A 14148-nucleotide genomic window follows, 5' to 3' on the forward strand; every position below is an offset into this window, starting at 1 on the left:
ATTCTGTTGTATATTAGTGATTTATAAATGTACGTAATTACTTCGATTTTTCGGGTTTGTTGGTTTAAAAGGAAGAGGTCGTTCCTTTTAAACCAACACCCCGTTCCTTTTAAACCAACGGGGGCTTCCTTTTAAAGGAATAAATGGTGTGATTTAGTTCGTATCAGAAGTTTATTTTTACACCGGCATTTATCTTTACACCGTAGTGCTCTGACTGCATGGTACGGTCTTTAGTGCCCTGATAATAACGTAAAGGTTGGTTCAATAGGTTGGTAGCGTCTGCATAGAACGTTGTTTTGAACTTCTTGCCGAATGTATAGCTTGCATTCAGGTCCATGTAATTTACGGCATCGTAGTAACGGTCAAGTGCGGCAACCTCTCCCATTTCATCGATAAAGCTGGATGCAAAGTTGTAGGATAGACGCACGTTGAATCCTTTTTTCTCAAAGTAGAGCGATGCATTTGCCGTGTGTTCGGGAGAACCGGGCAGGGAAAGGTCTTTCTCATTTTCGCGTCCCTCAAAGTTGAAGTTGTTCACTTTGGTGTGAGTATAGGTGTATGTACCGTAGAATCCTACGCATTTCAATGCGGGAGCAATGAAGCTGAAATCGCGTTGATAGGTAAGTTCTACGCCAAGCAAGTCGGCATCACCTGCGTTTTTGGGTTGGGTGAACTTCTTGTATTCGTTATTCTGGTAGGTATAATTACCAATTACCTGATCGACAATAAAGTCATTGATCTTTTTATAGAAGATACCTGCGCTGACCAGACCGACACTCTTGAAATAGTAATCGGCACTTAAATCGAAGTTGTAGGAAATGGTGGGAGTCAGGTCGGAGTTACCCATTACCAGTTCGTTATCGCTGCGGTTGACATTGACGCATGGGATTAATGCGGAATATTTAGGACGGCTCAATGTCTCTGTGAAAGATGCGCGTACTTTGAAGTCATCGGTTACATCATATTTCAATAATACGCTGGGGAGCCAGTTGGTATAATTGTTCTTATGATTCCCGGTCGGTTGAAGCGTTTCATTTTCGTCTTCATCCACCAGCCAGTTCCAGCCGTCGTATTTGATATGAGTGGCTTCCATGCGGAGTCCCAGCATCATTTTTAGTTTCTTTCCCAAGTTCTGGTCGAAGCGGAAGAAAGCGGAAGTGACATTTTCTTTAGCGTGATAGTTGCCGGAAGATTCTTCGAGCACTTGTTCACCTTCCATATTTTTCAGGTCGAGCGAACCCAGATATTCTTTCGATACGAAATCGGTGGCTTTATACTGATTGCCGGGCATGAAACCGTCGCGAATCTGGCTTGTGAGATTGTTCATGTATTCTGCCTGGTAGGTATCTTTGTATGCATCTGCGTAGTCGTAGCAGGTCACGTCACGATTTTTAGTCTTAGATGCGTATTTGGCTCCGAATTTCAGGCTGTTTCCATAGATTCCGTTAACCAGCGGCAGTTCGAAGTCAACTTTGAATTTCAAGTCTTTTTCGTAGATTTCCTGATTGCTTTCAGTCAGTTCTTTCACTTTCCATTTACCTCTTTCACCATCCACTTCGCCGTTGTGCAGACTTACGTCTGTTGTCACATACGGGAAACGACCGCCTGCATCTACGAAGTTAAATCCGAGAAAGTCCTGTTTCAGATTAAAATATCTTTCGTTCGGGCGGTTTTCGCTGGCACGTGCGTAAGAAGCTCCCCAGTTCATGGACAGTTTACCGAACTGGTGTTCTCCGTCCAGACTGAAATCCATTGTCTGTTGTAGTTCCAGACGGGCATTTCTGTTGTTGGGGGTACCTCCCTTAGTCTCTATCTGGGCAGATTGTTGCATTTCGCCTTCATCGTCCAGTCCTGTTTTGTCCAGGTCCTTGTAGGTGACGCGATAGCGGTTTTCCCAGTCGTGACGACGGTTGTAGATGCCTTGCAGCGTCAGTCGGTGGTTCGGGTTTATTTCGTAGTCGAAGGCAAGTGAGTAGCTTTGGCGTTCACGTGTCACGTAGTACTGGCGTTTTTGTGCTTCCACCATTACGACTTCCCCTTTCTTGTTGACATCGTATTCAAATTCTACATCATCCGAACCTACCGGCGCATTTTGATAAGAGACGGCTGCCATTATTCCCAGTTTGTCGTTAAAGAAACGGTCGCCGTAAGTGAAACCCAGGTTCAGTTGGGCTTTCTCGCTGATCCAGTTATATCCAGTCCCAGCTGTAGCACTGATAACTCTCTTGTAAGGCGTACTTTTAGTGACCAGATTGATAGAACCGCCGATGGCGTCTCCATCCATGTCCGAAGTAACCACTTTGTTTACTTCGATGGTCTGTATCATATCAGCGGGGATCAAGTCGAGTTGGACGTTGCGTGTGTCACCTTCGGCAGAAGGGAGGCGGTTGCCGTTGATTGTAACGGAACTAAGATCGGCTGAAGTGCCGCGTACTTGTCCGAAGCGGGCTTCCCCCTGATCGTATTGTACGTTGATGCCATTGATACGTTTCAACGCATCCCCAATATTGGAATCAGGAAATTTACCTACCTCATCGGCTGAAACGACATTAGTGATCCCCAGCTTGTTCTTCTGCGAATTGATGGCGCGTCGTTGTCCCTGGAAAGCTCCGCCTACTACTACCTCTTGCAACTCGAGTCCTTCATTCAAGACTACGTCTTTCTCGAGTGTCTTTCCGGCCGGAATGGTGATTTTCATTTCAACGGGTGAGTAGCCTACGTAGCTGACTTTGATAGTGTATGTGCCTGGAGTAAGATTGGCGAAAGTATAATAACCGTTGACATCGCTCGTCACTCCGGTATGTAATTTTTCGATGTAGATGGATGCTCCCGGGAGGGTTTGTTTGGAAGTATCTACAATGCGTCCGCGGATAGTGCCTTGTCTGACTATGTTCACTTTTTCTTCTGCGAAAGTGTTACCGCTTGTGCTCATGACTAAAAGAACGAATGAGACAAATTTCAAAAATCGTTTCATAAATGTTAGCGTGCGTTAATTATTTGCTGCAAAAGTAGAGGGTTGACGTTTCTTACTTTTTACAGCCGGTTGAAGAACGCGTAACAATTATGCTACGTTTATATTACAGCATCCGGAAGCTCCGGATGAGAGGATGTGTTGCTGCTGTTATTACTGTCGCCACCGTTATTATTGTTGTGTTGTATAATGAATATCAAAACGTCCGTTAGTCAGACGTTTGCCGTTGCCGAAGGTTGCACTGATAATATTCAATTCTGGGTCGAAACGGCTTATAAAGGCTGTTCCGTCTTCCAGTTCTTCTCCTCTGAACCGTATATCGGTGAGAGTTGCTTCTTTGCCTTCCCGGGGAGATAAAATGGTGAAGTGTATGTTGATGTCAGGTGTGACGGAAACATTGACGGATAGTTTGTCTTCCTCCGAATAGTAGTGGAATGAATCATACGTCCAGACATACGAGTGTCCCCAATTCAGGTACCGTCCTCCCACATAAATCCATCCGTCCATCAGGCAGCCAAAGGTGTTGGCACCTGTAGTGGTGGCAGAAGGTAAAACTGTGATGTCAATCGATTCATCTTCCGTACAGCTCCAAAAGCTGATGATGGAAAAAAGAATGAGTATATATTTCTTCATAGCGCTTTTTTTAGTGAATGTTAGAAATAATAGGATAATCCCGTAGTGAAATTTATTCGTGTGAGGTTGGTATCATCATTGCCATCGAGTTTTACAATAACCCTTTCTCCGTGATAGTGGGTTCTCATTCTAAGCAGTTCGCTATACATATATTGTACTCCTAGACTGACTCCCAGATTGGGATTCAGCTTATAGGTGAGATTGGCATTGGTCAAAAGACCAATAGTGAAGGCTTTTACTTTCCGTGTTTTGCCGAACACCTCACTGTTGTTCCGTAGAATGACTCCACCAGGACCGGTTGTTACGCGGATTTGCCAATGTTTGGTGTTGGCATTACACATTCCGATTTGAGTACCAATGAAATGAACCCATAAATGGTCCTTCCCTTCCGGATGACTTCCTTTGGAAGAAAATCCGGAGTAGATTCCTCCAAAGACAAAACGTTTGAGAGGGCGGAAATTATATTGTCCATCCCAGCTTACGCCTTGTGCGAGTGTACGTTGGTAGCTATGGGTGCTTAACGTGAGTGTGGGAGGGTGATGGAACATAACACCGTAGCCCGCGTGAAAAGAGAACTCGTGTCGCTCAAAATCTCTCTGTGAGAAAAGTGGAGTGTGACAGGACAAGGTGAATGCGATTAGTAATAGAATCGCTTTTATGAGTGTTTGATTCATCTGGATTAGTTTAGATTGTGTTTCTTTTTTGCAAAAATAGAAAATAGTTCAGACTTTCTCACAGCGAATCAGCACTTTTTGCCCATTATTTAATGTACTGGCAAATAAGTAGGTATCTCCTCCTTCAGCCAAATGGATTCGTTTGCGGAGTTCGGCTACTGTGGCGGGGAAGTTACGGACAGTCACATTTGCTTTTTTCAGGTCTGTCAGATTCTCCTTTACTTCTTTTTTATTGAAACTGCACTGGTTGACAATACGGAATATTCTTCCGGGGAAGTTTTCAATGAAAGTATCGGAAGTATAAAGATGGCTATTGGGATGCAGTTTGCGGACAGGGTAAGCTGCTGCAATGCTACGGAAAGCACCGGCTTTCAGAAGGGAGGCATTCGGTTCGTAAAGATAGGTTTCTAAAGAATCCGTATACGTACATTCGCTGTATTGCTCCTGTTCGCGGGTGAATACAAAGTGTTGTTCTTCTTGAGTCCCTTTCGTGGAGAGGTTCACGCAATGAATGGAGATTTCTGTCGGTGATGTTTGTCCGAGTAGGATAAGTAGTTCCTTACATTCGTTGTTGACGGACAGAATGTGAACTTCTTGTGTCTGTTTCAGTTCTTTCAGTGCCAATGAAAGATCGAGCATGGGGGAGAGTTTTATCATTACCCGGTTGGCCTTTTGAAGTAAAAGCTCTTCCAGTTCGGCTACGTTTGGTTCGCAGTCGGAGATGGCAACCGTTTTTCCGCCGTGCTCATTGCGACGTGCGGGGTCGAGGAGAAGGCAGTCTACGGGGGACATTGCTTGCAGGTAGGTTACTCCGTCTTCGTTTTTTATGTTTATATGGTTTAGATTCAGTACGGGAAAGTTATGTGCTGCTATTTCGCAGAGTTCCTCCTGACGTTCTACGTAAGTGGCGGACTTGAATCCGGTGGCAAGAAAAGAACAGTCAATGCCGAATCCGCCGGTGAGGTCGGTCAGAGAATCTCCCTGCAAAAGACGTGCTTTGTAGCGGGCGGTGATTTCTGAAGAGCATTGTTCCAGCGACAGATGTTTCGGATACCATATCTTTTCGATCTCCCACCATGAAGGAATCTTTTCGGCCGCTACCTTCCTTCCTGCAATTTGGGTGATGGCAGTTGGCATATCTATATCCGGGTACTTTTTAGCTTGTAAAGCCAGCGCACGTACATCGTCCGATGAATGTTCGCGAATAAAAAGTTGGGTTTCAGGAGAGATTTGCATCATGGTGTTATTGTGTTATAGGATATTACAATGAATCGTCGAGCTCTGATTATGGGGGTGTTGAGTGTCGGTTATGGTATTAACTTATACTTCTGTTTGGCTACGTCCCGGCTGCAAAAATTGAAATGCCACCATTCGCTGGGTAATGCACGGAATCCGGCCTCTTTCATCACTTTTCGTAGCAGTAACCGGTTCTGACGCTCTGTTTCACTCATTTTTCCATTATGTACCAATCCGATCTCGTCTGTGATGTGTGCTTCCATGCCTAAGTGGTCTACTTTGGTACCCATCGGCAGGGGTTGTCCCAGAGAGTCTTGGATACTGATGTCTACTGCCAGTCCGTAGTTGTGCAATCCGCCTCCCCGGTTGGGGTTGGAGACATATTTATATTTGGACGTTCCTTTCACTACGTTCCACATCTTTTTCTGTACCGACATGGGACGTGCCGCATCGTAAATGATAAGACTGTAAGACGGGTGTAGTCTCTTTAAGGCTTTTTGTGCTTCTATCAGAGCGTATGCCGCATCCGGATGCAGGTAGGCTTCCGTTAAGTTGTCGTAAAGCACTTCACCCGTGAAATTATCAGCCTGCGTATACATCAGTTTTACAACGAGACTGCTATCCAGGTCAACTATATTGACGAGTCCTAATGAGTCCATGTAGAGAGCCATTTCGCTTCGCTCCGGTGGTGAGATGGTGGAACATTCTTCGTGTGGTTGTATATCCTCCGTCGTATGTTCGTATTCCATGAGGGGGGTACTCTCCTTTTCCTTATGACTGGAAAAGAAGGAGCATCCTGTCAGCAGCAAACAAAAAATAGCTAAACTATATTTTAGAATAATCATTCAACCTTTTGTATTTAGTGTGCCAAAGATACTTCTTTTAGGCTTTAGCTCCAATAGGCTATACTCTAAATCCCGATATTCGAATGCCAAGGTTGTGCCACCTCGTTGGCACAGTCGTGCCAGCACATTGGCACAACGATGCCACTTCGATGGCACAACTGTGCCAATATAGTGGCACGGAGTAAGAGATTAAGTAGTATTAACCGCTTCTCCTTATCGTTGGATATTAGCCACCACTTTCTTCAGATTGGGTATTCCTTTCCATACGTCAAGCAGGTGTAAAACGTGTTCGTCTTCGGCTTTGCTATGGTTGATGGATAACAGCTCTGCATATATTTCCAGTAATTTCTTTAAGTCTTTGACAGGCTTTTCTGGAAGTCCGGCCAACATTGCCACGATTAGTTTCTCCAATTCCCGATTATGCAGCGGACTGACGTTTATCATTTGTTGCTGCATCAGGTCGGTGAGTCTTTTCAGCGGTCCCCAGCCGGTATGTTGATGCGAACCTAAGATGCTGCCTATACGTCCACTGTCTATGCGGTCTTGACCTACACGCTCTATCCAGATTTCGGCGGCATAGGAACGGGAAGTTTTATCGGCTGCCAGCATGCAAGTGGCTTCCAGCAGATAAGACACTTCGTACCATGTATGCCTTAACTGATGAAGTGCTTCAATGGCAGCTTGGGTGATACCTGTTTCCCTTACTTCATTTAACATCGGGTCGTATATGGCACTGCGGATGCACCATACCAATAGTGGCTCCGGTATATTGGGAGTTAACCATGCCAAACGTGGTAAGTCGTTCTGTATGTCATCGAAACGTTCTATTTGTGGGTACATTTCAACCAGTAACGGATGCGGGTCGTATGAATAGTAACTGACTCTTTCATTATATTCATCTTTATTGATGACATGAGAATTCTCGCTTTCCGGAATATCGAAAGTAAGAGTTGAACAAATCCATTCTACCGTTTTCTTGTTATAATCCGTGTACGAGTCAGTATACTGATAGGTTCTCCACTTAAAGTTTCCGGTCAGGAACTCACGTGGACCTTTATTATAAGAGAAGTCTTTAAATTCAGCATAGATTGTTTCCGGTGATTTCATTAATCCTGCCATCATCCACCAGGAAGGATGATTGAAAGGTGCTTGGGGAAGTACGTCTTTTTCTCCCAGCAAAAAAGTGAGCAGGTGCCGGTATTCTCCTTTCAAACTTTGGAGGAGCAGAGGAAGCTCTTGCGACGAACTTTCCAGTGCCACTCGTGAAAGTGCCGTTTGCATATCCATATCGTCCGGTTCGGCATTTGCCTGCTGATATTGTTTTAACCTTTCTATCAGGGGGTCCGGAGCGATAAACATCGGTGTATGAGTGGGAGTGGACAATAGGGGCAAAGGTTTCCCCTTGCTTTCCAGAAGGTCTAATGTCCGGCATAACAGTTGCTTATGAACGGGGAACTTTATTTTTTTGTTCGTCTTTTCACGAATGGTGAGTTTTTGCAGATTACGATACCCCCATTTGCCTTTTTGAAGTTCGTCTTTTTGTACCATTTTCTGATGTAAGTCGTTTAACTCTTGGGCTTCTTCAGGGAAACGTTTAATCAGCAGTTTGGCATAGTCAAGGAGGAAGGTGGCCATTAACTGGTCTAATATACCGTTTCTGGAACTCCCTCCACTCATCAGCAATTTGTAGGCACGTTGGAGAATGGGGGTCCATTGAGAGATTTGTTTTGCTTCCTGTCGCTGGTCCCATTCCACTAAGGCGCCGAGTAACAGGTCGAAGTGATAGATCTCGTTCACGTCAAGCACTTGGCTGGCTAGAAATATGAGGTCTTCGGTGGAAGTGATTTCTTGTATCCGGTTGTCTTCATGGATGATAGGGAGTATTGGCTCATACGTGAAAGAGACGGAATCTTCCGGCTCGTTATTCTCCAAATACGCTTTCAACTCCTTTTTAGTATTGGCCAACATGGTTTCCGTATATATGGAAAGTACCTCTTTTAATGTGGTGGATGCTGTCTCTCCATACGTCTGAATCAGTTTGACTATCTTACTTTGGGTGGATTCTTCCCGACTCATCAATCCTTGTGCGGCTGCACAACAGATAGCGTCGCGATGTTCTTTTCTTTCTTTTGCCAGCTTATGGAGCACAGCCAGTGTGTTTTGGTGAATCGCTTTCACATTCGAAGCAAAAAGCACGGAAGTCTGACTTAGAAACTCTTCAACCTGGAATTGTGGGTGAGTGCATAGGTTCTTCAGCAATCCGAGTATGATATTTACCGGACGGCTGTGAGGGGCGGACAGAACGGCGAATATTTCCGGTTGTAGTGTCAACTGTTCTTCTATATTGGGGCTAAGTGCGGTGAACATGCCTGCAAACCAACTGCTTAGGTTTTTGTTCAGATTCCGGTTGACGGCAAGCAGAGATTCTTTTAATACACGCATACGATCTAGTTGACCGTGTTCTACGAAGTATCTGAAAGAGAAATAAGGCTGTCCACCTGTACGATTATCCGTCCAGTTTTGCTCGCAATCGTATTGGAACAGATACCAGATATGTTCTTTGAGTGTGATTGCCCGCTTTTGCAGGAAATCGGTGTTGTTCATGTAGTTCACCAAATAACCGGCGATGGTTTGCGGAGAGGGTGTTAGGGTGAGTACTCCCTGTTCTATCCAATCCATCAGAGTTTCGTAATTCATTCCATAGAAACCGCCGAATTCCTTGCTTTCACCCTCTTTGAAGAAACTGTCGAGCCAGGAAGGAATATACCATGGGATCAATTCATTCAGTTGTTCCGTATAGATTCCCCATTGGTGTTTGCGGAATTCTTTCAGCGAGTAGATGACGAGTGCGGTAAGATTGATGATACGATGCTGTTCGGGAGTTCCGCGTGTACCGTATGTGTTTTCGTTAAGTTGCACGAATTTATTGTAGTGTTCTTCCAATTTGTTAAGGCAGGGAACAAGTGCTTTTCGTTCTTCCTGTGTTAGTCCTTGCAGAAAAGGGATGATGGCATCGCCTTGTCCTTTTTCTACTATCTCGTTGAGGCGTTCTTCTATGGTCATAATCATGAATTTGTTATAGGTTGTTGAGTGAAGTCGTCACTTTTTTCAGGTTGCAGTTTGTGCTCCATTCTTGCAGGCGTTGCAGGAGTTGTTCGTCTGTAACCTTGCTATGGTTGATGGTCAATAGCTCCAGATAAAGTTCGAGCAGTTGTTTGAGTCCGGTAACAGGTTTGTCGGGCAATCCGCCTATAAATTCTGTGAGCAGTGCTTCCAGTTGCTGGTTGTGGAAAGTACTTCGTTTGTACATGCTTTCGTACACTTGGGTGGTGAAGCGTTTTAGCGGAGCAAGTTCCATCTGGATGAGGCGGGCCAGGATTTCTCCTATCCGGTGATTGTTTACTCTTCCTGTGGATACTCCTTCTACCCATAATTCGGCTGCATAGGAACGGACTGTTTTGTCTACAAAAAGCAGCGAACCACTTAGTAGAAGCAAACTCATCTCTTTGAGCGGGCAGTGGAAAGACAACAGCATGCGCAAGGCACAGGCTAGGGTACGTTTGCTATCTTCCTGCGGAGTACCGAATGTCATGTAGCAAGTGATAATCTGGGCTATTAATGGTTCCGGGCGGTTGGGAAAGCAGCATAACAAAGGTTCCATGTAACGGGAATCATCCATGTTATATTTACTGTTGATAATCAGATGTTCCTGCCATAACTGATGGCTGTTGCATTCGGCATATGTATGCCATTTGTAGAACTCGAGTTGGAGCAGACGCCTGTCTGTTTCGTATGATTTCTCTTTGGGTTTTACCTCTTTCCACTCGTAGTCTCCTGTCAGATAGTTGTGTGGTAATGTGTTACAGGCGAAAGATTTGAATGCTTCGAATTCCGTCTCCGGTGCTTTTACCAGTCCGGCGGCCACCCAGGCGGTCGGATGATTGTAGGGCGGTTCGGGTAGCGTGTTTTCATCCAACAGGAACAGAGAGAGATGCAGGTATTCATCTTGCAACAGTTGTCGGGCGGTGGCGATGGCTTCTTCTTTGTCTTCCATGGCACAGCGGGCAATAGCTAGCTGAAAATCCCATGGACAGGGTTTCGTTCCTGCTTTCTGATATACGGCAAGCCGGCGTATCAGTTCGGTAGCCTGTACGTATGCCGGGGTATGGGTGGGAGTAGAAAGTAGAGGGAGGGCATTGCCTCCTTTTATTTTACGGATCACATTCAGCCATAGCTGTTTGATGGGCGTGAAACAGGTTGCGTTGCTATAGCTGGGTTTCCAGTCGGCAAGTCGTTTGAAAGAGCGCTCGTCATAAGCTCCTCTGTTTTCATCTATTCCTTTCAGTCTTTCTTCCAATCGGGTGAACATATTTCTCAAAAATCCAGTGTTGGAGGTATCTTTCTGTGCCCATAAACGTTGATATTCCAGTAGGAAGGTAGCGAGAAGATCTTCGTATGGCTCCCAACCATTGGCAACGATAGTGGCAGCCCGTTGGAAAACCGGTTCCATCCGGTTGAGATCTTCTTTGTCCAATTGGGGATGGAAAGCAATGATGGCGGCAATGGTTGTTTCTATCTCCCAACTTTCCTCCATGTCGAACAAACGACTAAGCTGGAACAGGAAATCTTCTTTGTTGGCGGGGAAGGAAATAAGGTTGTCTTCCTTGCAGATGCGTCGTACCGTTTCTCCCACACTTACATCAGGTTCATGGGCTTCTTCTGCAGGCTGCGGTTTAAAAGACGAGAGTATCGTATACACGCTTTGAAACATCTCCGGTTGATAAGATTGCAGTGTTTCTTGGAGATTGGATGAAGAAGCGTCTCCATACTTTGATATAAAATTAGCGGCTTTCTTTTGCAGGCTTTCGTCTTTCTTCAAGAAGAGTTGGCAGAGAATGATGCAGCAGGGCTCTTTCATCTCGGGATGTTGTGCGACGATCTTTTCAAAGAGGGCGTAAATGGTAAGCAGCGAGTTTTTTGGGCTGGAGAAGAAAAGGGTGGTTGCCCGTTCGATGAATTCCTGATAACGGAATCCTTCTTCGGATGCAATATTTTTCAACTGTTGCAACATCACGTTCACCGGTTTGGTATAGGAAGAGGTGAATATTTGCATCATCTCTTCTTGCAAGGATAACAGTTCTCCGGTAGTTGGTTGCAGGGTTTCGAAGAATCCGGCAAACCATCCTGCCATGTCTTTCTTGAAACTCCGGTGGAAAGTGGCGAGTGTGGCTTTTAATAGGCGTTCTCTATCCAGATGGCCGTCCAGCGAAAAGCGGTAGAGAGCGGCACTGATACTTTCATCCCGTGCGGTAACTCCTTTTTTATAAGCCTCTTTGGCGCAATCATCTTGATAACCGATGGACGATTCGTATTCGAAAATCGTCCAGATATGTTCTTTCAGGGTGATGTCACGCTTGAGTAATAACTCACTGTTGAAAGTATCGTTTCCTTTAGGTTCTTTATTTCTGATACGGGTAATCCAGGGGAGTACATGTGCAATGCGGCTTGGAGCGATTTCTTTGAGGTATCCCATATCCATGAGCTGCATCAGCTGTTCGTAATTGAGATCGAAATTAAACCAAGTTTTGTCATCATTGATAAAATCAGTCAACCAGGTGGGGTAGTAGAGCGGGAGTAGTTTGCAAAGCATATCAAACTTCACATGATATGCCATATCCATCTCCCGTTTGTTGGCGCAGACAAACTGGACAGCAGATAGAAAATGTGCCCGTGCCGCACTGCAGGTTGTCTCACTACTGAAACCGGCAAACTTACTTTTTATCCATTGTAAATCTCGGATAACCGGCAGCAGTTTCCGCCTTTCTTTCATTGGTAACTCCAGTAATCTCTTAACAAAAGGGATTAATATCTTCTCTTCATTCTCCGGAGTATCCACATAAGCCTTGGATAATTTCTCCAGTTCTTTTTTTAATTCTTCCATTGTACTAGTTTCTTTACTGCCAGAATATGTTTGCAAGCTCCCCGTTCTCCCTGATTGCTGCTGAACCAGGTGCAAGTGCAACGCTCCTTCTCACTCTCTCTGTCGAGAATGACCGTATGCCTGACACCTCCGCTTCCTGCCACGCGTGCTTCTGTCCGTTTCTCGTCATTCGATATGATTTCTACTTTTTCTTCTTCCAGTAGTTTTTCTGCTGCTATCATTCGAGGATTGAGACTTAAAATACGTTCGGTTTTGAAAGGCAGGCGACGGTAGAAGAAGCTGTTTTCATCCAAATCGAATCCCAATAACCCCATGGCTGCCAGCCGTGCCGCGAGAGAATCTACCTTATCCAGGTCAATATGTTCCTCTATGGCAAAAAGAATGGGGTTGAACTGTTGGTTGGCATAACTGTATTTGTCCATTGCCTCTATCCATCTTTCGGGAACATCTTCGAGCAGAGATTCCAGTGCGGCGCCTTCTCCGGAAAATCCTCTCCAACATTCGCGGGAAAGAGAAAGGCTGAAGCGTACCGGGCCGAAATAAAGTTGCCAAATGGTAGATTGCATGGTGGGATGCGCAAAGACTTTCAGCTCATCGGCAAATGGAAACAAGGGCTCGAGCAGACGTAAGCGATGAAGTCCTCCAATGCAGACGGCATTCATGCTTTTCACCGGTGAAAAGGCGGGTTTTTGACCGCGCATCACTAAATAATAGTCGCATTTCACGCTACTTTTCGGAAGAGTCTGGAAGAGTTGCAAGGTTTGTATGCGATTGAAGGAGTAGAGCTGTTCCGCAACGGATTGATAAATTTGTACCGTCGTCAACCCTTTTATCCATTTCACAGGAAGGGGTACTTTCCGTTCTATCACTTTCTCACCTTTATGATAAAGTCCCACTTCTTTGGGACCGACCGACATCACCACATTCTCCTGTCTGCCTATTCCTCCTAAAGCGGAAATCATTCCGGGGTTAAAATCTACGTTTGTTGTCCCGTTTTCCAGAAATTCTCCGTCGTGTCCGTCAGGAAGTACGTCGACCCTGGCATATACACCTGCACAATTAGAAAATCCTTCAAAGCGCAGGCGGTCATTTCCTGCGGTTACAATCGGATCTTTCAGCATGGAAAGCTGTGCCGGTGTGAGATTGAAACTGGACTGTACAACATTGGATAATGTGATGAGGCAGCGTGCTGTCATATAGGGTTGTGTCAACTTTCCCCAAAAGAAACAGGGTGCTTCTTTCTTTTCTATTTCGCTGTATTTGGCAAGAAACAGTTCGTCCTGACCGGCCGACCGTTGCAGTGCGGAAGGAGCTGCATATTGGTAAGAGATGGTATCAGTCATAGATAATAAATCTGAATTTGGTTGTATATTCTCCAAATATAGAAATTAATTCTTAGTGAAAAAAAGAAGTAGGAGAATTTACATCGCTTTGAGATACTGATATTATAAAATATCGTCAAATGAAGCATTTATGCCTCTTTGGGCAGCAAATATTAAATACAATTCTTTATAGTCAGGCACAATTTTTTATACATAAAACAATTATTCTTTATAACTATTCTTAAATCCTACGTTCCTTTTTGCCAGAAAATGATACTTTTGTTCCCATAATTAGAATGTTTTAGCAACATAATCTAAATTAAGTCTTATGAATTTTTAAAGATGAAAAAGACAGCTGTTTGTGAAAATCGCTAATATTGTTTGTTTTGTTTGTGTTATCCCATTTTGAGTCAGGTGTGGCTTCAAAATGGGATTTTCGCTATAAAGACAGCCTTAAAACCACCTGAATACTATCAAAAATGACCTAAATTCTATCAACCGATAGATTTTCCCCTAAACAATGTCT

General features: G+C 44.6%; 8 protein-coding genes. All 8 read right to left on the reverse strand.

The genetic code is table 11. From position 1 onward, the window contains the following. Positions 1–163: 163 nt before the first annotated feature. The 8 genes from DXB58_RS01690 to DXB58_RS01725 all read right to left on the reverse strand — a co-directional run bounded on the left by DXB58_RS01690 (position 164) and on the right by DXB58_RS01725 (position 13643). Positions 164–2974, reverse strand: a complete 2811-nt coding sequence (locus tag DXB58_RS01690; protein ID WP_122135730.1) for a TonB-dependent receptor — start codon at positions 2972–2974, stop codon at positions 164–166. Between the two features lie 168 nt (positions 2975–3142). After that, positions 3143–3604 carry a hypothetical protein gene (locus DXB58_RS01695; RefSeq protein ID WP_122135731.1) on the reverse strand — a complete coding sequence of 154 codons (462 nt, stop codon included), beginning with the start codon at positions 3602–3604 and terminating at the stop codon, positions 3143–3145. 20 nt (positions 3605–3624) lie between these two features. Beyond that, the gene (locus tag DXB58_RS01700; RefSeq protein WP_008775247.1) at positions 3625–4278 is read right to left on the reverse strand and encodes a hypothetical protein; all 654 of its coding nucleotides are present in this window, start codon (positions 4276–4278) and stop codon (positions 3625–3627) included. Between the two features lie 48 nt (positions 4279–4326). After that, positions 4327–5517 (reverse strand): SAM-dependent methyltransferase, encoded by a 1191-nt coding sequence (locus tag DXB58_RS01705; RefSeq protein WP_199487915.1) that lies wholly within the window; start codon positions 5515–5517, stop codon positions 4327–4329. 68 nt (positions 5518–5585) lie between these two features. Then, complete coding sequence (locus DXB58_RS01710; RefSeq protein WP_122135732.1) at positions 5586–6359, reverse strand: M15 family metallopeptidase; 774 nt, start codon at positions 6357–6359, stop codon at positions 5586–5588. 213 nt (positions 6360–6572) lie between these two features. After that, a complete protein-coding gene (locus DXB58_RS01715) occupies positions 6573–9422 on the reverse strand; it encodes a DUF6493 family protein (RefSeq protein ID WP_122135826.1) in 2850 nt (949 codons plus the stop codon). A gap of 13 nt (positions 9423–9435) precedes the next feature. Then, entirely contained in the window at positions 9436–12300 is a 2865-nt protein-coding gene (locus DXB58_RS01720; RefSeq protein WP_122135733.1) for a DUF6493 family protein, read from the reverse strand. Then, positions 12288–13643: an SWIM zinc finger family protein gene (locus DXB58_RS01725; protein WP_122135734.1), complete on the reverse strand. Its 1356-nt coding sequence runs from the start codon at positions 13641–13643 to the stop codon at positions 12288–12290. Before DXB58_RS01725 ends, DXB58_RS01720 begins: the two co-directional genes overlap by 13 nt. Between the last annotated feature and the right edge of the window lie 505 nt (positions 13644–14148).

It is taken from the genome of Bacteroides sp. OM05-10AA (assembly GCF_003439055.1).
In the GTDB taxonomy this organism is placed as follows: domain Bacteria; phylum Bacteroidota; class Bacteroidia; order Bacteroidales; family Bacteroidaceae; genus Bacteroides; species Bacteroides intestinigallinarum.

Bases quoted from the DNA above. Each gene is read 5' to 3' on its own strand.
- DXB58_RS01700 (WP_008775247.1), bottom strand. From the start codon at position 4,278: ATGAATCAAACACTCATAAAAGCGATTCTATTACTAATCGCATTCACC.
- DXB58_RS01710 (WP_122135732.1), bottom strand. From the start codon at position 6,359: ATGATTATTCTAAAATATAGTTTAGCTATTTTTTGTTTGCTGCTGACA.
- DXB58_RS01715 (WP_122135826.1), bottom strand. From the start codon at position 9,422: ATGACCATAGAAGAACGCCTCAACGAGATAGTAGAAAAAGGACAAGGC.
- DXB58_RS01720 (WP_122135733.1), bottom strand. From the start codon at position 12,300: ATGGAAGAATTAAAAAAAGAACTGGAGAAATTATCCAAGGCTTATGTG.
- DXB58_RS01705 (WP_199487915.1), bottom strand. From the start codon at position 5,517: ATGATGCAAATCTCTCCTGAAACCCAACTTTTTATTCGCGAACATTCA.
- DXB58_RS01690 (WP_122135730.1), bottom strand. From the start codon at position 2,974: ATGAAACGATTTTTGAAATTTGTCTCATTCGTTCTTTTAGTCATGAGC.
- DXB58_RS01725 (WP_122135734.1), bottom strand. From the start codon at position 13,643: ATGACTGATACCATCTCTTACCAATATGCAGCTCCTTCCGCACTGCAA.
- DXB58_RS01695 (WP_122135731.1), bottom strand. From the start codon at position 3,604: ATGAAGAAATATATACTCATTCTTTTTTCCATCATCAGCTTTTGGAGC.